Origin of the sequence: Alkalibacillus salilacus (assembly GCF_030812915.1) — a bacterium.
GTDB lineage: Bacteria > Bacillota > Bacilli > Bacillales > Alkalibacillaceae > Alkalibacillus > Alkalibacillus salilacus.
In genome coordinates this window covers 79,520-99,685 of record NZ_JAUSTQ010000005.1, presented here as the reverse complement: position 1 = coordinate 99,685, position 20,166 = coordinate 79,520, and the positions used below count along the sequence as shown (strand labels likewise).

Sequence of the window (20,166 nt, the reverse complement as noted above, 5' to 3'; positions counted from 1 at the left end):
AACCCGTGGATATTGAATAAATACAATGAGATTTTTATTGCTTTAATATAATCATCATTCAAAGGTTAGGCCATAGTAGGGAAGGATGTAAGCATCATGAGAGAGGTTATAGTATGCTCGTATAACCCTGATTGGATTTTAAGGTTTAAACATGAAGCTGAAAAACTACAAGAAGTTTTTATAAGTGAAGATATAATCATATATCATATTGGTAGTACGGCTATTCCGGGATTAAAAGCAAAACCTATCATTGATATCATGGTTGTCATTGACAATATTGTACGTGTTGATCAGTACGTTGATGGTATGAGAAATCTCGGTTATGAGCCCAAAGGTGAGAATGGAATACCAGGGCGATGTTATTTTCAAAAGGGAGGAGACCGTCGTTCTCATCATGTTCATGTTTTTGAAGTTGGAAGCCCTGATATTGATCGACATTTAGCTTTTCGCGACTATCTAAACACTTACCCCAATGATAAACATCGGTATGGTGATTTAAAATACGATCTAGCAAAAGCTTATCCTCATGATGTTGCTTCATATATTAAAGGCAAGGAATCTCTTGTCGAAGAAATAGAAGCCAAAGCTATTCACTGGTATCATGCACAGCTTTAATTACGTGAAGATATGGTTATGAATTACTATAAAGAACCGGATACCATTTAGAATTATAGGTAGGGTCAAGTTAAGCTGACAATTCAAAAATCGAAGGGGAAATTGAATGGAATATACATATGTAAAAGTCGAAGTTTTATTGCCAGAAGACAATATTATTAAGATGCGAGATTCATTGAATAAAATGGGCGTATTAACTATTGGAAATTATGATAATGTCATATCCTACTCACATGTCAAAGGATTTTGGAGACCATTAACTGGTGCAGCACCTTTTGATGGTTCTGTAAACCAGATTTCATTTGGTGCGGAATGTAAAATGGAATTTCGTTGTTCATATGAGGATATAAAGGAAGTAAAAAACACCATTCGACAAGTTCATCCCTATGAGGAACCTGTTATAAACGTATTGCCATTAATAGATTAATCTCTCATTAATGGCAAATGCTTTTATAAGATGAGATTAGTGAACCTTTAATCGTCCGTTCGACAAGAGGAGAAGGATTCTTCACAATGAAACATGTATGATACTCATCATGATGTTTACGAAACGAATAATACGTGTATGAGTAACAATAAGACCAATCAACCTAAATGATAGATAGACTTGAAAAGAGACAAAATAATAATGGAGGCATGTTGAGTGAGTAAAAAATTGGACTTGTAGGATTAGGGACGATGGGCTTACCGATGGCGATTAATTTAAATAAGGCTGGCTTTGAAGTGATTGGTTATGATGCTTTCAAAGGGGTCTATGAAAAAGCTAAAGCGGCAGGGATCACCATGGTTGAGACGTTGAAAGAAGTGGGTGAACAAGCTGATGAAGCGGTTATATCAATGGTTCGTGATTATGATCAGAATGTGGATGTCATTTTTGGAGAGAACGGATTAACGGCAGCTGACCCTCAAGATAAAATTGTGATCTGTATGAGTACATTGGATCCTGACACGATGAAACAATTAAATCAAAAAGTAGAAGAAGAAAGCAACTTAACTTTAATTGATGCAGGTGTCAGTGGAGGCGCAATAGGTGCAGAAGAGGGGACGTTATCGATTATGGTCTCGGGACCTGAAGATGCTGTCAAAACAGCGGATCCCTATTTTCAAGCCGTAGGTACGAATATATTTTACTATGGGCCTGAAACAGGTAATAGCCAGATTGCTAAATTAATTAACAATATGATTTTAGGTATCAATGTTAATGCCGTGGCAGAAGGGCTTAAATTAGCTGAACATTACAACTTGCCACAAGATGAATTGTTAAACTTGTTGCACGTCAGTACAGGTGATAGTTGGGTGGCTAGACATTGGAGTGACGTTTCTGAATGGACACCGGAGACCGCTTTAGATATTTTGCTTAACGACTTAACCGCTGCTCATAAAGAAGGCATCAAACATAATGTTTCTTTACCATTCACGGCTTTATCGACGACGCAGTTATTTGATGCGATGAAAGTAGAAAAACGATAATCATAAATGCCCCACTTAGTGGATATAGAATCCATTAAGTGGGGCATTTTATTAAGCTATTAACTAGGATTCAGAGTTCGTGACAAACTCGAGTAAATGATCAAATTGATCTTGATTGTGTTCGATTGTTTTATCTATTTCTTTTAGAAGTTCGCTGGATGATTCACCTGGCATGTTCAAATGGTGATCTTCTGAACTGTTAATAGTCTGTGTTTTTAATTTGAGTAACAGAAGTAAGATGGAATATTCCAGTTTCTCATCATTTGTTCCATGTTCATCGATATGAGAGACATAATCGTTCACCATCTTATAGGTAAGCGACCAAAATTTTTCATCAACCAACTAAAGCCCTCCTTGTCTCTACATTCTTATATTAATAGTGTTAAGAGAAGTCTTACCATCACTTTCTGATTCAGTGTATACAAAGCCTGTGATTGAACAAGAAAATGGTACATGATTTTCCCAAGTGATCTGGAAATCAGATAATGAGACATCATCAAAAGGTTTTAAATAATGACCTTGGCCTAGTTTGAACCAATGTTCCTTGTCATCGTCACTATGGTTGAATCGTTCCCAAGTAGCTAGTATTGCTTGAGCATTTATAGAAGAAGGATCATTATTGAACTTTCCCGAAAAGTTGAATGGATCGGAAGTATCAATGCGTAAACATATGTACAGGTCTTCTATTGTAGCTGAACTGAGGTTTTTAATATGAAATCCGCCAAATAATAAATTTTCATCTTGGAAGTCAGTTGCTGCATTAATTGAGTGTGTGAAATAACTTATGAACGGAGGATTTTGTTGGTCGGGTGTCTGATGAGCTTGCAAATATTCCTTAAACTCCTCAACAAAGCGATCCGTTTGATTGTTCAGTTCTCCAATTCTTTTCTTTAACTCACTCATATTGGTCATGGTGTTCACTCCTGAAAAAGGGTCAGTATTTAACTTATGCTCATTTCTATGCTAAGAAGAACCATGATATTATCGACTCCTTGTACCAAAATATCACTTGCATGTCTTATTAAGTTGCGAATGTGATGTCACATTCTAAATAACGATTATTTTCAACCGAATATAACTTGCACATTGGAGACTCCAACTTAAAGGAAATAATCATCATATAAACGGAATGATCAGGATGGTTCTTCAAATCAAAAGAAGAGGGAACAGGAGCTGTGACAGGGTGGGTATGGTAAATCGCTAGCACCTGTTCGCCAGATTGCGTGATTTCATTCATCACGGCCTCTAATGACTGTTTACTAACAAAGTATCGCTTGGTTGATTTCAGCTCATTATCTAATGGCCAAAATTTATTAACCCGGTGATCAAGTCCAGTAACTAGACCGCAAGATTCATATGGTAGGTTATTTCTACAATCTTCCACTATTTGATTGTAGATTGTTTGGGGTAAGATAAGTTGTTTTTGCTTCATCTTTTAATCACCTTAATTTTTCAACAATGAATGCCCAGAGTGAGCTGAGGTTTCTTTTATTCTTAGGGCGATTAAGCCGTGATTTTGTTTCGTGCTCATTTTCAGTATGGGTGGAATTAATTGAATCATCCTTTGTTGATTTTTGATCAATCTGCTGATTTGTTGAATTCGTATTCTCAGATGGATGATTTATCTCCTGATTTTGTTTTTGATTAGGTAATTTTTTATCGTTGGCATCAGGCTGTTGCTGGTTTGTTGAAGGTTCTGATTGAATATTATTTTCAGGCTTTGTCACTTTGGTAATAACATTCTTATTAAATTCGAGATGGTTGGTTTTAGAGGATTTTGGTTGGTTAGTAGTACTGGATGCCTTTCTATTGTTATGAAATGATTTGTTTTGGCTGAATTTTTGGTTAGTATAAGTTGAGGTATTTGTGTTCTGTGGATTCGCTTGATGAATAGATTGCAACATATTTTGGACTCTTCTATATTCAGACATTCTAGGTTTGGTTTTAGTTGCTTCATGTTCTATTGAGTTTGCATGTTCCTTGCTAGATTTATGCCTAAGGTCCTTTAGTGTAGCTCTATTTTTCTCTGTTCTGTTGATTGTTTTTTCCATCTTATCAAGCAGGTCAGTTACTTGAGTCTGATAATTGTTTTGATTAATAGATGTAAGGTCATGCTGTAACTGATTAAGTGAATTAGCTATAGATTGAATTTGTAAAGACTGATTTTCGTTTTGTTTTTCATAGTCTTCAATCTTCTTTTGAAAATCTTCCTTCATGATGTTCACTTCTCCTTTAAATCTCGATAATTCTAGTTGCATGTCATGTAATTCGCGCTTTAAGTGGACAAAATAGTTTAATGAATCATGGGGACCTGAGTATTCAAGTGATTGTTTGTAGGTTTGGAGCTCATGTTTTAATTGTTCAATTTCTGATGTGTCATATAATTTGTACTGATCCACTAAGTGTCACCCTTTGGTTACATATTAATATATTATTGAATACGCGCTTAATTGTGAAAAAGTCATGGTTAAAAGGTTTAAATTGTTGGTGTATTTGTACTTTTAACATTCGAAACTAGATGAGTGATTAGATTATTACTATTTGTGTATTATATTCAACCAACTTCTTAAATATCCTTGTAACTCCGCTATTTCATTAACGCGCTTATCTCTATGGACATAGATTAAAAGTGAAATCAAATATTTTGGAGGTGTCAATAATATGCAAGCTAATAATCTAACTGGGGGACAGGAGCTTCTTTGTATTAATACAGAGAAAGTTTATGACTGGATACTAAATGAAGCTAATTTCGACCTAAGTTTAAGTGATTTAGATTTACCATTAAACCCTATGACCGGTGAACAATTGGAATGTGATGATATTGATCTAGATTCCGTTACATGTACAGTCGCGCCTACCGAAGAAGATCCAATTGTCGTATTGGATAGAGTTGATCAAGATTTTGTAGTAGATGGAGCAGAGGTCACATTACAACTGGTTAATATCCGTAAAAACTTCGAAGTAACGATTTTCGTCGATTTAATTCCTGGTCTTGGGGGAGCAACGGTCGAAGTCGGTTCCGCTGAGTTCACGCGTTGTGAGCAAGTCATTCTTTGTGCACCAGAGGGTACAGATGTTGATGTCACTTATACGGATTTAGATTGCTTCGTTTGTACAGCAACTTGTGATACTGGAACAACGACTGAAGTAGATGAACTAGATGTAACGGTTTCTGTCCGCTTATGTCAAAGTATCCAATCCACTTATGATGTCACACTAGAAATTACAGCAGATTTCTGTCAGCCAAGAGATATCCTTCCGTTCCCACCGTGCCCAGCACCAACCATCCCACCACAATGCCCTGTCGTGTTTCCAAATGGTAATGGAGACAACGGTGGAGAAGGGTAACATTTTAATCTAAGAATAAAGAGAGGACCTCACTCCTCTCTTTTATTTCTGTCAATTGTTTGATTGCTGAAGAAGAGAGGTTGTATAACTTTGAATAAAATTAAGAATTGGTTATACTTACCGATTGAGATAAAAGTAAGAGAGTCTGATTCCAAACTACTGTTAGCTTATTATGCAGCGAAAAAAGGATATGAAGTCGTGATTGGCGATCACTATATGGTACAAAAGGCGTCTCATCAATTACCACAAGGTATTTTCTTCTCAAAAGGTTATTCTCGCGGTGTTAGAAAAAGGGTGATTACAGATGCGACGAGTTATGGTCATAAGGTTGTCGAACTGGATGAAGAAGGGTTGATTTTTGACGACCATAAGTATTTGCGAGATCGCATGGAGAAAGAGATGCTGGCATTAGTCACACAAGAATATTGTTGGGGACAATCCCAAATGGACGTCATGACAAGTGCATATCCTGATTTGAAGGATAGATGCTATGTTACTGGAAATCCAAGACTTGATTTATTAAAGCCTAAATTCAGTACAATTTATCAAGAAGAAGCTGAACAAATTAAAAGGCAGTTTGGTGAGTTTGTTTTAATCAATACACGATTTGCACGTTATAATACAGCTAAGGGTAAAAAGGATGATCCGCATTTTAAAGAAATAAAACAGTTATACTATCACTTTATCGATTTAATCAAACACTCATGTGAACGATTTCCAGGTATCAATTTTGTGATTCGGCCGCATCCAGGTGAGAATATCAGATCATACTTGCAAGAGTTTTCAAGATATCGCAATGTTCATGTGATTCACGAAGGTAATATTACTAAATGGATATTGGCTGCTAAAGTGATTATACACAACGGCTGTACATCAGGTCTTGAAGCCTATTTACTTGGTAAGCATGTTATTTCATATGTTCCTGCAGTCTCCTCAAAGAAGGATCAAAGCTTACCTAACCAATTAGGTATGAAAACCTCTCAAGTAGATGAAGTGCTAGAAATAATAAATAATGTGGTTAATTTAAATCACAAGAAGTATGTCCCATTTAAAAACGAACTCAATTCAGATCTCATGCTATATCATTGTGAGTGGTACGATAATCAGTATGCCTATGAATCTATCTTAAGATTAATGGATACTTTCCCTAAAATTCACCCTAATCAAAGTCAACAGCGGCATTCGATCGATCAACATTCACTACTTAAAAAAAGTAAAAAAGAAAAAAAGCGACGTTTTTCATTAACTGAATCAGAAATTAAAGCATTCTTTAGTAAATTAGATGAGATCGAAGAAGAAAGCAAGACTGTAAACATCGTCCCAATAGCCAATAACTTATTCAGGCTTAACGGTACTGTTGTCTAGAATCGGTTTTTCATTAGTTAAATGTCATAATGACTCGAAGTAACTGAGTCATTATGACATTTTTTAATAGGTCTTAACTTGATCTAATACATTTTGCTAATAACAAATCTCTTAAAAGGCATTAACCTTTGTTTTTACCGCAACCACAACCTCCAAACGTAATTCGATTCTGCTGACCAGGTGGCGTTTCGAGTGTTATAGGCTTCTTTTCATTTGAAGATGTTGCGTTATTTGAGTTCTTGCTAATGTCCCGCGCTTTCAAAACATCATCTCCTTTCTGAATACTATATTATAAGCTAAAATATGAAAAACGTTTGGGCAACTAGAGTCAATCTATGAAAATAGGTGATTTTATGAGGGTTAATTTAGTTGATCTTCTTAACTGTTTATCTAGTTAGTATAGTGAACGCGGAGAATGGGAAAACGTTTGGGACTATTTAGTAGTCTATAATGATAGGGTGCTATCTTGTAGATTTACGAGTAATGATATTTTTATTAAGCATATTGGGGTTTGAGGGGTGGCCGCTATTTGCGCGATTTCTTGTTAAGTTGCTGTTTCTTTGATTTGTGGGTGTCCCCGCAGAACCAGAGGATTGCAACATGTTTTGTAACATTTTGTACTCAGACATCCGTGGCTTAGGTTGATTAGGCGTTGCATTCGTAGTTTCCTCTGATTTTTGATTATTTGATTTCTGTAAAATGATTTCCTCTTCTAATTTCTTAAGTTGATCGTCAATTTGTTCCATCATTTGGTACATCTTGGAGAGCAGTTTTTGAATTTGCATTTTCCCAACTTCTTCTTTAATTGAATCAACATCATGCTTCAGATTATTGATGGATGCTGAAATGGATTCATCTTCTTGCTCTGTATGTGTATGTTCTTCTTCATAATTCTTTTCATCCATAGCTCAAGACTCCTTTACTTATTAATACGCACTTCTTACTAATATCTTATTGTTAAGCTATGAATTCGTGACATGCGTGTGTTAATCAAGGCGTTTTTATCAGTGATTTCAATCAGAATTGGATAGTCGATTATTCAATTTAAGATAGGTGTTGCTGAATTCAAGCCTATTAAAATTTTATGCCATTTAAATAGATTTTGGGATTATATGAGTCATAAATACAGGTTTCAAAATGGGTTGCGAGAGTAGGCCTGCGACTTTAACCGGCGTAACTATTTTTAATATATATAATTAGTGACACTATGAAAACTTAATAAGAACACTGAACTTGAAAAAGGAGGGGATGTTGTGTTTTTTGAAGGAAAAAAAGTTCTTATTACTGGTGGCACTGGAACAATAGGGAAGAGTATAGTCAGTCATCTAATTAAGGAAAATCCAGATTCTATTTATATATTTAGTCGCGATGAGTTTAAGCAGCAACAATTCCAGGAAGAGATGGGTTTCAACCATGTTCTGAATTTCATTATTGGTGATGTTAGGGATTATGACAGTGTTGCAACAGCTATGGAAGGTATTGATTATGTGTTTCATTTAGCTGCAATGAAGCGAGTGGATTCATGTGAACATAACCCAGCTGAAGCGGTTAAGACTAATATTCAGGGCACTAATAACGTCATTCGTGTGGCTCTTGACCACCAGGTAAGAAGAGTGATTTTCACAAGCTCAGATAAAGCTATTTCTCCTCCTAATACGTATGGTGCAACTAAGTTGATCGGTGAGCGGATGATTTCGGCTACTGAACTCAATCGAACCGAAAACCAAACTATCTTTTCTAGTGTTCGGTTTGGTAATGTGATGGGTTCCAGAGGTTCTGTGATTCCGCTTTTTAAGAAACAAATACTGAAGGAAAAGAAAATCAAAGTCACTGATTTAGATATGACACGTTTCATGATGACGCCAGATCAGGCAACAGAATTAACGATTAAGGCATTACAAGAAGCAAAAGGTGGAGAAATTTTCGTATTGAAAATGCCTGTGATTAAATTAGGTGACTTAGTCGATGTTTTAATAGACGAAATCGCTAATCAATATAACCTCAACCAATCAGAAATAGATATTGAATCAATAGGGGTAAGGCCAGGTGAAAAGATGTTTGAAGAGTTAATGTCATATGAAGAATCCACTTACGCGAGAGAAATGTCTGAGATGTATATTATACCTAAACGATCAAGTGATGTGATTTATCCTGATACGAAGGAAGTTGTGAATGGAACTTATACATCTGAGCGTCAGCAACCCTTAAATCATGAAGAACTCCGCTCATTGTTAAAAAAAGCGAAGTTTCTAAATGTCTGATCAAAGTGAGGAGGCTATCATGAATACTCTGACAAGAAATTATTGGTCTTTATATATGGATTTTCTAAACGATTTCGAAAATCTGAAATATGATGGGTATTCAATATCATATTTGTTTTGTAACTTTTATAGTCAAGTCAGCAAGAATCCAGCACTATGGAAGCAGTTATCGAGTGAAAAATTCCATAAACATTTAAGAAGCCAAGTGAACGAACATAAAGAAATACAAGAAGTCTTTGATCAATTCATGGCCCAACATAGGCGGAAATTACAAGTAAAAAAAGAAAATGGATTAGTCGCATTCCACAACGACAAATTATTAAGAATCTCAAGACCTACCATATTAAAGTATTTTCACCCATCCCGAACGATTATGCTACAAGCCAATATAAGAAGACCGAATCAAATTAAAAAACGCTCTAATAAGAAAAAAGGATCCAATAAAGTTAACTTAAGCTCTGGTAATCATATTAAGAAGATAAAACCACCCAAACAAACCGTTTCAAGTACTCAATCCCAACAAAACCTCAACACCGATTACTTAAGTGATTACTCCATTAATACTAAAAAAGCTGTCGTCCATTTACAAAATAGGGCTCGAGAAATTTTTGCAGCTCATAAAAACCATCCTTTATACCAAAACAAGAGTTTTCAGCTGTACTTTTTGAATATGATCGCTGCGATAGTTGAACGAATTGAGCAGGCTAAACATTTTCTGAGTGAAAGGCCGATCTCCTGTGTGATTGTTTCAACTACACATTCTTATATTAATAGAATATTAGCTGTCGTCGCTGCCACTAAAGGCATTCCATCAATTTGTATGCAACATGGCATTATAGCAAGTGAATTCGGATACATTCCTAAAATAGCGACAATAGATGCTGTGTATGGTAACTATGAAGTGAAATGGTATAACCAGTTAGGGGTGCCGCGATCCTCAATAGAGATCATTGGTCACCCTAGGTTTGATCAGGCATTTGGAAGACTAACAACTAAACGGTCACAATTTAATCGACGCCTAGGTTTAAATAATAACAAACGAACCTTATTGATTGTCATTAGAAATAATGAAGATATTAATCGGTGGAGAAAGCTTATCCAAACGATCAAAAAGCTTAATTTAAATATCATTATAAAAAACTATCCCAGTAAGAAACCCCATAAGTTAACAAAAGAGTTTTCTTTCGTACAATCGACAGCCGATTATTCTATTTACGACATTTTTCCTCACGTTGACACAGTTATTTCATACACGTCTACGGTTGCTTTGGAAGCGAGTATCGCAAACAAACCGGTGTTTATTCTAAATCGTAACTTTGATGGTTATTCTGGCTATTTTCAAGCATTGGGTCAGTTAGTTAAAAGTGATCCCAAACAATTAGGTGAAGTGATCATGAAGTATTTTACCGATTCAGAATTTAAAGCATATGCTTCTAGGAAAAGGCAGAAATTCCTTCGTATCGCATACCCTGATATGAGCAACTCTGGTCAGAGGTTGAAACGATCTGTTGCTAGGTTAACAAGAAAATAATTTAAAGGTGGATACCATGAATACGTATGTCCAAAATTATTGGTCGTTATATCTTGAGTTTATACGTGACTTTGAAAGCATCACATATAACGGTTTTTCATTGTCTTATCTTGTTCATTTTCCAGCTTTGATTCGGAATAATCCAGAAATCTGGCGACAATTAGATAAGGATACTTTTGCAAAAAAACTAACGAGAAGAATTGATGATCAGTCAGAAGTTCAACAGTTATTCGACCAATATATACACTCACAGCGAAAAGAAACCGGAAACGCAAATAAATCAAATAAAGTACTCTTCATTGATGACCAGTTACTTCGCATTCCACCGGAGATATTAAACAATTACTTCAATCCTTCCAAAACAGTCGTCGTAAAAACGAACCATAAAAAGTCGCCGCAAGATTCTTCACTCAATATGCCCGTACATTATGTTAATGATTATTTGCCCAATGTGAATGCGGCTACAATTCATATGAGACTTCAGGTGAAGAAGTTGTTGGAAAGCTATAAAGATCACCACTTATATCAAAAGCCTGAATTCCAAAAAAATCTTTTTAATAGAATGTCCACTGTCATTAATCAAATTGAAATTTGCAACAACATCCTAAAGGATATTCCTACTTCTTGCATCGTGATTTCGAGTCCGAACCATTTCAGTCGTGTCGTGACGTTTGTAGCAGCAAAACGTGGTATTCCGACCATTTGTACGCAACATGGGATCATCGGTAATGAATTTGGTTATATTCCGAAGATTGCTAATATAGATGCTGTTTACGGTCAGTATGAAGTGGATTGGTATAAGGCTTTAGGGGTGAAAGAAGAAGCGCTTGAGATTACAGGGCATCCCAGATTTGATCAGGCATTTCAGCCAAGGCCCATATCACGCGTTACTTTTGATAAAAGTCTAGGATTGGATCATAACAAGAAAACACTACTTGTCGTGGTTAGAGGTGAGCGCAATATTAGCAAATGGGAAACGCTGCTAGAAACGATTTCAGCTTCAAAAGAATTCGAATGGAATATAGTATTAAAAGATTTTCCGAATACAGATACCCATGAACTAGAAAGAAGATTCCCGTTTATTCAATCGGCTGGGTCATATGATTTATATGAAACACTTCTTCACGTGGATTGTGTGGTTTCATACCCATCGACTGTAGGGTTAGAGGCTATGTTGGTCAATAAACCCGTGTTCATTATGCAAAATAAATTATTAAGCTATACAGGTTACTTTGATCGTTTGGGTGAGTTAGTGCAAAAAGATCCTGAAAAGTTAGCAGCACTAATTATTAAATTTATTAATGACCCAAAATGGAGCCAAGAAGTAGATGAAAGAAGGGATAAGTTTATTTCGTATGCTTATCCAGATATAGGCTTATCTAGTGAGCGATTGTACGATTTAATTCACAAATTATCAACTTGATATAAGAATGTTTTAAATCAAAAGGAGAAAGATGAGATGGATGAAGAAGATAAGAGATCATTGGAAGAAATCCATGATTATTGGAAGAATGAAAGCTTGCCAGAACATTATTTAAGACACAGTGGAAGAAGCGAGCTTCTATATAACCATATCAATAAATATATCGATGAGAGTAAGCAAGTATTAGAGATTGGATGCAATCTAGGTAGAAATTTGAATTATCTTTACGAGAATAATTACAAAAAATTGACAGGAATCGAAATAAGTGAGGAAGCGATTAATCAACTTAAGAAGTATCATCCTCACTTAATCGATCATGGTGAAATCATTCACTCTTCAGTTGAGAACATAATTGAAGAGCTTCCTACTAATCAATACGATTTAGTATTCACAATGGCAGTCTTAGAGCATATTCATCCAGATAGCGAGTGGATTTTCAAGGAAATCGCAAGAATTACTGATGCTTATCTTATGACAATTGAAGCTGAAAAATCTGAACATTGGAGAATTTTCCCTAGAAATTATAAAGAGATCTTTGAAGAGTTAGGGTTTAAACAAATTGAAGAAGGTAAATGCGGAAAAAACGTTGGATTACAGGCATATACAATCAGAGTTTTTAAAAAGGTCTAACTATTCTTTGAAGGATTAGGGTCTGTGTGACTTAATATGTGTTCGTCTAGAAAGGAGGGAGTCGTATTGAAAATTCTTGTGACAGGTGGTGCAGGGTTCATTGGGAGATGGGTCGTCGACCAGTTATTGAAGGATAACCACCAGGTGTGGGTGTTAGATGATCTATCAAATGGTAGAAGAGAAAACCTAGAAACTTTTTATCAAGATAAGAATTTTATGGACTTAGTCGTCGGAGACATTAAAGATCAGCATATATTGAATCTATTGTTTAATCAAAAGTTTGATATTTGCTTTCATCTGGCGGCAAGTATTAATGTCCAGGATAGTATTGATGACCCTAAAACCACATTTGAAAACGATGTAATCGGAACCTTTAATGTGCTCGAGCAGTGCAGAATCCATAGCGTTAAGATGGTATTTATGAGTACGTGTATGGTCTATCAACAAGCTGATGGATCAGAGGGGATCAGTGAAAAAAATCCAGCGAAACCAGCTTCCCCTTATGCAGGTTCAAAACTTGCGGCGGAAAATATGTGCTTATCTTACTATCATAGCTATGGGTTGCCCATTACCGTAATACGGCCATTTAATACCTATGGACCTTATCAGAAAACGGGAGGAGAAGGTGGCGTAGTCGCCATTTTTCTGAAAAATAAATTGGCAGGTCAGCCGGTCAATATTTATGGCAGTGGCAATCAAACGAGAGATTTACTTTTCGTGGAAGACTGTGCTCGGTTTATTGTAAAAGCTGGTTACACAGATCAAGTGAACGGCGAAATTGTGAATGCAGGACTGGGTGAAGATATCAGCATTAATAAATTAGCTGAGTTAATCGTGGATGATCAAAGTCGTATTAAGCATATTCAACATATTCATCCTCAAAGTGAGATCCCTAGGTTAGTGTGCGATTACCAAAAAGCTAAGAGATTGCTTGATTGGAATCCGTCATACAGCTTAAAAGAAGGTATTAAAAAGACGGAAAGTTGGATTCAATCTACTAATCTGATCTAAATTTAACAATCCCAATTTTAAATAAAATTTGATTGGCATCATCAAGTTGAAGTTGTTCAATTTTTTAACAAAATAAGAAGGTGAAGAGGATGGTTCATGATCCAAAGAGAGATAGATTGTTACCCTATGGCAAACAAAGTCTTAGTCTCAATGATATAGAACAAGTGGTAGATGTTTTGAAAAGTGATTTCTTAACAACAGGACCTAAAGTAGATGCGTTTGAAGAAGCTCTTGCGAATAAAGTGGGAGCGAAATATGCTGTTTCATTTTCAAGCGGGACAGCGGCCCTACATGCGGCATGTTTTGTCGCTGGGATTGGTGAAGGCGATGAAGTGATGACGTCACCCATGACATTTATAGCTTCGGCTAATTGTGTTTTATATCAAAAAGGGACACCTATTTTCGCAGATATTGATCCTAAAACTTATAATATTGATCCTCATGAATTGGAAAAACGTATTACGAAAAACACCAAAGCCATAATCCCAGTCCATTTTACAGGTCAACCTGCTAATCTAGATGCGATTCGTGCTATTGCAGATAAACATGATTTGATCGTGATCGAAGATGCAGCTCACGCCATTGGAGCTACTTACAAAGGTGAGAAAATCGGTGGTTTGTCTGATATGACAATGTTCAGCTTTCACCCTGTTAAACATATTACAACAGGTGAAGGCGGGATGATTACAACCAATGATGAAACGTATTATCAACAATTAAAACAGTTTCGATCTCACGGGGTGACGCGTGACCAAGATGAGATGGAAGAGTATCACGGCCCTTGGTACTATGAAATGCAGTTTTTAGGCTATAACTATCGTATGACAGATATTCAAGCAGCCCTTGGATTGAGCCAATTATCGAAGTTAGATGATTTTATCAAAAGACGTCGCGAAATTGTAGCTATGTATGATGGGGCTTTTCAAGATGTAGCAGAAATCGTAACACCTTTTGTGCATCATGATGTGTCATCGAGCTGGCATTTATATGTCATTCAATTAAACTTAGCGAACTTAACAGGCACAAGAGAAGCCATTTTTAACGCTTTAAGAGCTCACAATATTGGCGTGAACGTTCACTATATTCCCGTGCATATGCAGCCGTTTTATCAACAAATGGGCTACCGAAAAGGGGAATATCCTGTTACTGAATCCTTATATGAATCGATTATTACATTGCCGTTATTTCCTGCTATGACAGACGGTGACGTTCAAGATGTTATTCAGATTGTTGAGCACGTCATTCAATCGTTTAGAAAGTAGGGGTAAGATGAGAGTTGGCGTTATTATTCAAGCTAGGATGGGTTCTACACGGTTGCCAGGCAAAGTGTTAAAAAATCTAAAAGGGCAATCAGTGTTAGCCCATGTGTTGGAGCGTGTTAATCAAGCGAACCTCGTTGATGAGGTGATTGTCGCTACAACCGATTTAGTAGAAGATGATGCCATTGTAAGTGAGGTCAAAGATTTGAATGCTTCGATTTTTCGTGGTTCAGAACAAAATGTGTTAAATCGTTATGCTGAAGCGGCGCATACATTTCAATTAGACACGGTGGTCAGGATTACATCTGATTGTCCATTGATTGATCCCCATGTTTTAGATGATTTGATTGAGTATTATCAAAATCACTCTGTTCCGTTAGTTACTAATGCACCACCCTATGAAGAGAAACGAACTTACCCCAGAGGGTTCGATGTCGAAGTCTTCTCAAATGATCTATTGCAAGCAACTAATCGACTTAGTCTTGAAACCTACCAAAAAGAACATGTTACCCCCTATATTTACGAAGAACGACATGATGTTGCGTTCTATCAGTTAGATGTTGATTTATCCCACTTTCGCCTTACACTTGATACTCCAGAAGATTTTGAAGTTATTCAGTTAATATACGATTATTTATATCATGGTGAACATGATTTTTATTTAGATGAGATTATGATGCTATTACATCAACATCCTCATATTGCCAAGGTTAATAGTAACATTGACCAGAAAAATATAACGGATTAAGGCTGTGTTTAAAGTGAAGTCGATTATTATTTTAACAGAAGGTGGATCTAATATTGGATTAGGTCATATCGCACGTTGTAAAGCGCTTTATGATGAAGCGGTGGCCCAAGGTTATGAGGTTGAATTTATTGTGAATACCTCAGATGAATCTATTAAGCTGTTAGAGCAAGTTGATGTCCAATATGTAGACTGGTGCAACTTTAGTTTTATTCAAAATAAGATCAAGGATTATCATAATCTGATCGTGGATTCTTATTTGGTTAGTAAAACGGTTTGTGAGCAATTAGTACAACAAGCGGGTCATTGTTTGATTTTAGATGATCTCAATCGAATCGATTATCCAGGTAACGCGATGGTGGTGAATTTGTCACTAGAGGCATCAGAGTCTAGAAGCCATTATTATAGTGGTAGAGACTATATCATTTTAAGAAAGCCATTAACCGAAACAAGGCACAAAACGATTAACCAAGATGTTGAACGGGTTTTTATAACTCTAGGAAGTGCAGGAAATCAGTCAACGCAAGCATTAATGAAAAGTTTGGCAGGTAAATACCCTTACATTCATTTCTATGTGTTATTAGCTGGTGATGAATCAGTTGAAAGCCTCAATCAAACTCATATCCATCGATTAGATCAAATTGGTCCTGACGATATGCTGGAGCAGATCATGCAGGCAGATATTGTGATCACAGCAGCAGGTCAAACCTTATTAGAGGTCATTCGGACACAAACACCATTCATTCCTATAGCAACCGCCGATAATCAACAAAATAATGTAGCGAGTTTAATTAATGGCGGGTTAAATGAGAAAGTCATTCGTATAGATTCGCCAATGTTCTATCAAGATGTGCTAAAACAATTTGAAAGACTCTTATCTTATCAAGAAAGGCAAAAATTATCAGATGAACTGAGTGGTTTGATTGATGGTAACGGGTCCAAACGAGTTATTCAATTACTAATAAACGGTGGTCAAGATTAATATGGTTTCACTATTAGCTTTGTTGATTTCCAATATCACTTATTAAGTAACTTAGTTGTTGAGTGAATAGAGGTGTTTAGAGTGGAAGATTTTTATATCAGGGAAGCAAATGAGTCTGATTGTGAGCAATTATATACTTGGGCCAATGAGGAAAGTGTCCGAAATAACGCATTTGATTCTAATAAAATTAACTACAGTGACCATCAAGAATGGTTTAAGAATAAACTGAAATCAGCGGATCATAAAATATTTATGGTATATCGATACGATCAGCCAATCGGTCAACTAAGAATCGATATAGAACAAGGCGTAGGTGTCATTGATTATAGTATAGACCATGCCTATCGTGGCCGTGGTTATGGTAGCGAATTAATCAAGCATTTATCAGGCATCGTTCATCAATACGATTTACCGATTAGTAAACTAGTTGGAAAGGTTAAATATCAAAATAAAGCGTCGATTAAGGCCTTTAATAAAGCGAATTTTAGGTCGGATGAGTATGATACGCATATAGAATTTTATAAAGAATTATTAGATTAATAGGTGGTGATCGAAGTTAAAATCGTTATTGTTGCGAATCATGACTGGTATCGTCAGGTTTACGAGAATTTAACCAATACTTTAGACCATCAAGTGTATTATATATCTAATCGGGAATCGTTAACATACGACTATTTATCTACCATTAATCCTTGCTATATTTTTATCCCTCATTGGTCATTCATCATTCCTCAAGAGGTGTATGAGAACTTTGAATGTATTGTCTTTCATATGACTGATTTACCCTACGGAAGAGGTGGGACCCCGTTGCAGAACTTAATCAGTCGAGGCATTTACGAAACAAGACTAACGGCTATACGTTGTGAAGCAGAGATAGATGCTGGGCCGATTTATTTAAAAAAGGATTTAAGTTTATATGGATCAGCTGAAGAAATCTACATGAGAGCAGCACAAACGATCGAGCAAATGATTCAGGAAATAATCGAAACAGAACCTACACCTTATGAACAAGTCGGGGAAGTGGTTTCTTTTTCAAGACGAAAAAGAACAGAAGGTAATTTAAAGAAAATCGACACATTAGAAAGAGCCTTTGACCACATAAGGATGTTAGATGCAACTTCTTATCCGCGAGCCTATTTAGAAACAGAAGATTTGTTATTTGAATTTGAGCGGGCGAGTTTAAAAGAGGGGTATATTCATGCTGATGTGAAAATAACGAGAAAGGAAGACAGCGATGAGTAATGTCTTAGTCATAGCCGCCCATCCTGATGATGAAATCCTCGGGTGTGGCGGGACCATTGTGAATCATGTTAGGCAAGGAGACACGGTCCACTCTGTTATCTTAGCAGAGGGAATAACAAGTCGAGATCCAAAGCGTGATCGAGAAGAGCGATATGATCAATTATCACAATTGGCAAAAGACGCAGAAAAAGCCAATGATGTCTTAGGTGTACATGAATTAATTTTGGATCAGTTTCCAGATAATCGTATGGATCAACTGGACCGATTAGATATTATTAAGGTGATTGAACAAATAATAGATCGTGTAAAACCTGACATCGTTTATACCCATCATATTGGTGATGTTAATATCGACCATAGACGGATTCATGAAGCAGTCATAACAGCTTGCCGACCCATTCCAGGCCAGCATTTAGTTAAACAGCTATTATTTTTCGAAACAGTTTCGAGCACAGAATGGATGCCTCCCCAATCAGCCCCAAATTTTATTCCGAACTGGTATGTCGATATTTCTCATTCCATCGAAGCAAAATTAAAAGCGCTCCAGTCCTATACGTCTGAAATGCGTGAATGGCCGCACCCAAGGTCAATTGAAGGGGTGCAAGTGTTGTCCGAATGGAGAGGGTCTAATATAGGGGTTCACCATGCTGAAGCCTTCATATTAGGGAGAAACATTTTGATCAATGAAAATGAGGAGAATCAGTAATGCTTGAAGCGGATCATGAATTATTAAAAGATCGTGTATTGATCATTGCAGAGTTGTCCGCCAATCATAGTCATGATATTAATATTGCCAAACAGACGATTAATGCAGCAGCTAAATCAGGAGCCGATGCGATCAAACTACAAACATACACACCTGATACCATGACAATTCGATCTGAGCAAAATTATTTTAAATTGAACCATGACACGATCTGGGATGGACGAACGCTGTATGATTTATATGAAGAAGCTTACACCCCTTGGGAATGGCATCAGGAATTGTTTAATTATGCTCATGAGCAGGACTTGATTTGTTTTTCCAGTCCGTTTGATACAACGGCTGTTGATTTATTAGAGACTTTGAATAATCCGGCTTATAAAATTGCCTCCTTTGAAATAACTGATATTCCATTAATAGAATATGCCGCATCGAAGGGCAAACCGATGATTTTATCGACAGGGATAGGGACTGTTCAAGAGATTTATGATGCAGTTGAAGCTTGTCGCAATGTAGGAAATGAGGATATCACCTTATTAAAATGTACATCAGCATATCCTGCTAAAATTGAAGACGCAAATTTAAATACAATGGTTAATTTTAAGAACACGTTCAACACAGAGATCGGCTTATCTGATCATACGCATGGAAGTGTCGTTCCGATTACGGCAGTTTCACTTGGAGCAAGAGTTATTGAAAAGCATTTTATTTTAGATAAAGCTCTTGGTGGACCAGACGCATCTTTTTCTATGGAGCCGAGTGAATTTCAGGAAATGGTGAATGCCGTGCGACAAGCAGAAAAAGCTATCGGTAAAGTCGATTACTCTATAACGGAACAAAAAGCAAACTCACGAAAATTAGCACGGTCATTATTTGTGGTAGAAGATATTCAAACAGGAGAAATATTCACTGAGGATAATGTGCGGTCAATACGACCTGGGTATGGTATGAGTCCGAAATATTTATCAACTGTATTGGGAAAAAGGGCTAACAAAGCAATCAAAAGAGGGACACCACTTCAATGGAACATGATGAGGGATTAACCCAACAACCTCAATCCTTTTAATCTATGAAGGATTGAGGTTGTTTTGTATATTTGATATGTAGTAATCAGTTAACTAATCTTCAATCAGCACGTGGTCTATATATGTTAAAGTATAGATATAAAGACAAAGGAGAAGGTCTATGGCTAAACATAAGATTTATACGATGAGCTTTGCTAGCGTTTATCCTCACTATATTAAAAAAGCGGAGAGAAAAGGTCGAACAAAATCAGAAGTAGATGAAATTATCCGTTGGTTAACAGGATACAACCAAGAAGAGATTGAAGCTCAGTTGGAAAAAGAAACAGATTTTGAAACATTTATTGCGGATGCACCTGAAATGAATGACTCAAGGCATTTGATTAAAGGCGTTATTTGTGGTGTTCGTGTAGAAGAAATCGAAGAACCAACCATGCAAGAAATTCGTTATTTGGATAAGTTAATTGATGAATTGGCAAAGGGAAAAAAGATGGAGAAGATTTTGAGACAAGCTTAAATCATTCTATATATAACAGTAAATATGTAGGGATTGCACAAG

The 20,166-nt window shown here is 36.4% G+C and carries 24 protein-coding genes; 18 read left to right on the top strand and 6 right to left on the bottom strand.

Annotation, left to right across the window (positions count from 1 at the left end; translation table 11 throughout):
* Positions 1 to 96 precede the first annotated feature (96 nt).
* The 3 genes from J2S77_RS07835 to J2S77_RS07825 all read left to right on the top strand — a co-directional run bounded on the left by J2S77_RS07835 (position 97) and on the right by J2S77_RS07825 (position 2,085).
* Positions 97 to 615: a GrpB family protein gene (locus J2S77_RS07835; RefSeq protein ID WP_306976203.1), complete on the top strand. Its 519-nt coding sequence runs from the start codon at positions 97 to 99 to the stop codon at positions 613 to 615.
* A gap of 106 nt (positions 616 to 721) precedes the next feature.
* Positions 722 to 1,042 carry a YqfO family protein gene (locus J2S77_RS07830; protein WP_306976201.1) on the top strand — a complete coding sequence of 107 codons (321 nt, stop codon included), beginning with the start codon at positions 722 to 724 and terminating at the stop codon, positions 1,040 to 1,042.
* 227 nt (positions 1,043 to 1,269) lie between these two features.
* Complete coding sequence (locus J2S77_RS07825) at positions 1,270 to 2,085, top strand: NAD(P)-dependent oxidoreductase (protein WP_306976356.1); 816 nt, start codon at positions 1,270 to 1,272, stop codon at positions 2,083 to 2,085.
* Positions 2,086 to 2,148: 63 nt separating this feature from the next.
* Here the strand turns inward: J2S77_RS07825 and J2S77_RS07820 are convergent, their stop codons facing one another.
* The 4 genes from J2S77_RS07820 to J2S77_RS07805 all read right to left on the bottom strand — a co-directional run bounded on the left by J2S77_RS07820 (position 2,149) and on the right by J2S77_RS07805 (position 4,484).
* Positions 2,149 to 2,427, bottom strand: a complete 279-nt coding sequence (locus tag J2S77_RS07820; protein ID WP_306976200.1) for a hypothetical protein — start codon at positions 2,425 to 2,427, stop codon at positions 2,149 to 2,151.
* A gap of 18 nt (positions 2,428 to 2,445) precedes the next feature.
* Positions 2,446 to 2,997 (bottom strand): hypothetical protein, encoded by a 552-nt coding sequence (locus J2S77_RS07815; protein WP_306976199.1) that lies wholly within the window; start codon positions 2,995 to 2,997, stop codon positions 2,446 to 2,448.
* Between the two features lie 109 nt (positions 2,998 to 3,106).
* A complete protein-coding gene (locus J2S77_RS07810; protein ID WP_306976198.1) occupies positions 3,107 to 3,517 on the bottom strand; it encodes a M67 family metallopeptidase in 411 nt (136 codons plus the stop codon).
* 7 nt (positions 3,518 to 3,524) lie between these two features.
* Positions 3,525 to 4,484: a hypothetical protein gene (locus tag J2S77_RS07805; protein WP_306976196.1), complete on the bottom strand. Its 960-nt coding sequence runs from the start codon at positions 4,482 to 4,484 to the stop codon at positions 3,525 to 3,527.
* Positions 4,485 to 4,746: 262 nt separating this feature from the next.
* On the opposite strand from J2S77_RS07805, the gene J2S77_RS07800 reads away from it, so the two are divergent.
* Positions 4,747 to 5,433, top strand: coding sequence for a BMQ_0737 family morphogenetic spore coat protein (locus J2S77_RS07800; RefSeq protein ID WP_306976195.1), 687 nt, complete (start codon positions 4,747 to 4,749; stop codon positions 5,431 to 5,433).
* A 90-nt stretch (positions 5,434 to 5,523) separates the two neighbouring features.
* Complete coding sequence (locus J2S77_RS07795; protein ID WP_306976193.1) at positions 5,524 to 6,798, top strand: surface carbohydrate biosynthesis protein; 1,275 nt, start codon at positions 5,524 to 5,526, stop codon at positions 6,796 to 6,798.
* 121 nt (positions 6,799 to 6,919) lie between these two features.
* On the opposite strand, the gene J2S77_RS07790 is transcribed toward J2S77_RS07795, so the two are convergent.
* Both J2S77_RS07790 and J2S77_RS07785 read right to left on the bottom strand, forming a co-directional pair.
* Positions 6,920 to 7,060 carry a hypothetical protein gene (locus J2S77_RS07790; protein ID WP_306976191.1) on the bottom strand — a complete coding sequence of 47 codons (141 nt, stop codon included), beginning with the start codon at positions 7,058 to 7,060 and terminating at the stop codon, positions 6,920 to 6,922.
* A gap of 199 nt (positions 7,061 to 7,259) precedes the next feature.
* Positions 7,260 to 7,703: a hypothetical protein gene (locus tag J2S77_RS07785; protein ID WP_306976189.1), complete on the bottom strand. Its 444-nt coding sequence runs from the start codon at positions 7,701 to 7,703 to the stop codon at positions 7,260 to 7,262.
* A 348-nt stretch (positions 7,704 to 8,051) separates the two neighbouring features.
* On the opposite strand from J2S77_RS07785, the gene J2S77_RS07780 reads away from it, so the two are divergent.
* From J2S77_RS07780 to J2S77_RS07720, 13 genes are all read left to right on the top strand, one after another.
* Positions 8,052 to 9,059, top strand: a complete 1,008-nt coding sequence (locus tag J2S77_RS07780) for an SDR family NAD(P)-dependent oxidoreductase (protein ID WP_306976187.1) — start codon at positions 8,052 to 8,054, stop codon at positions 9,057 to 9,059.
* Between the two features lie 19 nt (positions 9,060 to 9,078).
* Positions 9,079 to 10,590: a CDP-glycerol glycerophosphotransferase family protein gene (locus tag J2S77_RS07775; protein ID WP_306976184.1), complete on the top strand. Its 1,512-nt coding sequence runs from the start codon at positions 9,079 to 9,081 to the stop codon at positions 10,588 to 10,590.
* Positions 10,591 to 10,606: 16 nt separating this feature from the next.
* Positions 10,607 to 12,013, top strand: coding sequence for a CDP-glycerol glycerophosphotransferase family protein (locus J2S77_RS07770; protein WP_306976181.1), 1,407 nt, complete (start codon positions 10,607 to 10,609; stop codon positions 12,011 to 12,013).
* Between the two features lie 36 nt (positions 12,014 to 12,049).
* The gene (locus J2S77_RS07765; protein WP_306976178.1) at positions 12,050 to 12,643 is read left to right on the top strand and encodes a class I SAM-dependent methyltransferase; all 594 of its coding nucleotides are present in this window, start codon (positions 12,050 to 12,052) and stop codon (positions 12,641 to 12,643) included.
* Between the two features lie 66 nt (positions 12,644 to 12,709).
* Entirely contained in the window at positions 12,710 to 13,654 is a 945-nt protein-coding gene (locus tag J2S77_RS07760) for a dTDP-glucose 4,6-dehydratase (protein WP_306976176.1), read from the top strand.
* Between the two features lie 89 nt (positions 13,655 to 13,743).
* On the top strand, positions 13,744 to 14,916 hold the full coding sequence (pseC, locus tag J2S77_RS07755; protein WP_306976175.1) for a UDP-4-amino-4,6-dideoxy-N-acetyl-beta-L-altrosamine transaminase: 1,173 nt from the start codon (positions 13,744 to 13,746) through the stop codon (positions 14,914 to 14,916).
* 7 nt (positions 14,917 to 14,923) lie between these two features.
* Positions 14,924 to 15,661 carry a cytidylyltransferase domain-containing protein gene (locus tag J2S77_RS07750; RefSeq protein WP_306976173.1) on the top strand — a complete coding sequence of 246 codons (738 nt, stop codon included), beginning with the start codon at positions 14,924 to 14,926 and terminating at the stop codon, positions 15,659 to 15,661.
* 13 nt (positions 15,662 to 15,674) lie between these two features.
* A complete protein-coding gene (locus tag J2S77_RS07745) occupies positions 15,675 to 16,640 on the top strand; it encodes a glycosyltransferase (RefSeq protein WP_306976172.1) in 966 nt (321 codons plus the stop codon).
* An 81-nt stretch (positions 16,641 to 16,721) separates the two neighbouring features.
* Positions 16,722 to 17,180, top strand: a complete 459-nt coding sequence (locus tag J2S77_RS07740) for a GNAT family N-acetyltransferase (protein ID WP_306976169.1) — start codon at positions 16,722 to 16,724, stop codon at positions 17,178 to 17,180.
* 6 nt (positions 17,181 to 17,186) lie between these two features.
* On the top strand, positions 17,187 to 17,882 hold the full coding sequence (locus J2S77_RS07735) for a formyl transferase (RefSeq protein WP_306976167.1): 696 nt from the start codon (positions 17,187 to 17,189) through the stop codon (positions 17,880 to 17,882).
* Positions 17,875 to 18,588: a PIG-L deacetylase family protein gene (locus J2S77_RS07730; protein ID WP_306976166.1), complete on the top strand. Its 714-nt coding sequence runs from the start codon at positions 17,875 to 17,877 to the stop codon at positions 18,586 to 18,588. The genes J2S77_RS07735 and J2S77_RS07730 overlap by 8 nt, the downstream gene beginning before the upstream one ends.
* Positions 18,588 to 19,628, top strand: a complete 1,041-nt coding sequence (gene pseI, locus J2S77_RS07725; RefSeq protein ID WP_306976164.1) for a pseudaminic acid synthase — start codon at positions 18,588 to 18,590, stop codon at positions 19,626 to 19,628. The genes J2S77_RS07730 and pseI overlap by 1 nt, the downstream gene beginning before the upstream one ends.
* A gap of 142 nt (positions 19,629 to 19,770) precedes the next feature.
* Positions 19,771 to 20,124, top strand: coding sequence for a DUF2200 domain-containing protein (locus J2S77_RS07720; protein ID WP_306976162.1), 354 nt, complete (start codon positions 19,771 to 19,773; stop codon positions 20,122 to 20,124).
* Positions 20,125 to 20,166 lie beyond the last annotated feature (42 nt).

Coding starts and splice junctions, on each gene's coding strand:
- J2S77_RS07835 (WP_306976203.1), top strand. CDS start 97: ATGAGAGAGGTTATAGTATGCTCGTATAACCCTGATTGGATTTTAAGG.
- J2S77_RS07830 (WP_306976201.1), top strand. CDS start 722: ATGGAATATACATATGTAAAAGTCGAAGTTTTATTGCCAGAAGACAAT.
- J2S77_RS07815 (WP_306976199.1), bottom strand. CDS start 2,997: ATGACCAATATGAGTGAGTTAAAGAAAAGAATTGGAGAACTGAACAAT.
- J2S77_RS07810 (WP_306976198.1), bottom strand. CDS start 3,517: ATGAAGCAAAAACAACTTATCTTACCCCAAACAATCTACAATCAAATA.
- J2S77_RS07800 (WP_306976195.1), top strand. CDS start 4,747: ATGCAAGCTAATAATCTAACTGGGGGACAGGAGCTTCTTTGTATTAAT.
- J2S77_RS07785 (WP_306976189.1), bottom strand. CDS start 7,703: ATGGATGAAAAGAATTATGAAGAAGAACATACACATACAGAGCAAGAA.
- J2S77_RS07775 (WP_306976184.1), top strand. CDS start 9,079: ATGAATACTCTGACAAGAAATTATTGGTCTTTATATATGGATTTTCTA.
- J2S77_RS07770 (WP_306976181.1), top strand. CDS start 10,607: ATGAATACGTATGTCCAAAATTATTGGTCGTTATATCTTGAGTTTATA.
- J2S77_RS07765 (WP_306976178.1), top strand. CDS start 12,050: ATGGATGAAGAAGATAAGAGATCATTGGAAGAAATCCATGATTATTGG.
- pseC (WP_306976175.1), top strand. CDS start 13,744: ATGGTTCATGATCCAAAGAGAGATAGATTGTTACCCTATGGCAAACAA.
- J2S77_RS07750 (WP_306976173.1), top strand. CDS start 14,924: ATGAGAGTTGGCGTTATTATTCAAGCTAGGATGGGTTCTACACGGTTG.
- J2S77_RS07730 (WP_306976166.1), top strand. CDS start 17,875: ATGAGTAATGTCTTAGTCATAGCCGCCCATCCTGATGATGAAATCCTC.
- pseI (WP_306976164.1), top strand. CDS start 18,588: ATGCTTGAAGCGGATCATGAATTATTAAAAGATCGTGTATTGATCATT.
- J2S77_RS07720 (WP_306976162.1), top strand. CDS start 19,771: ATGGCTAAACATAAGATTTATACGATGAGCTTTGCTAGCGTTTATCCT.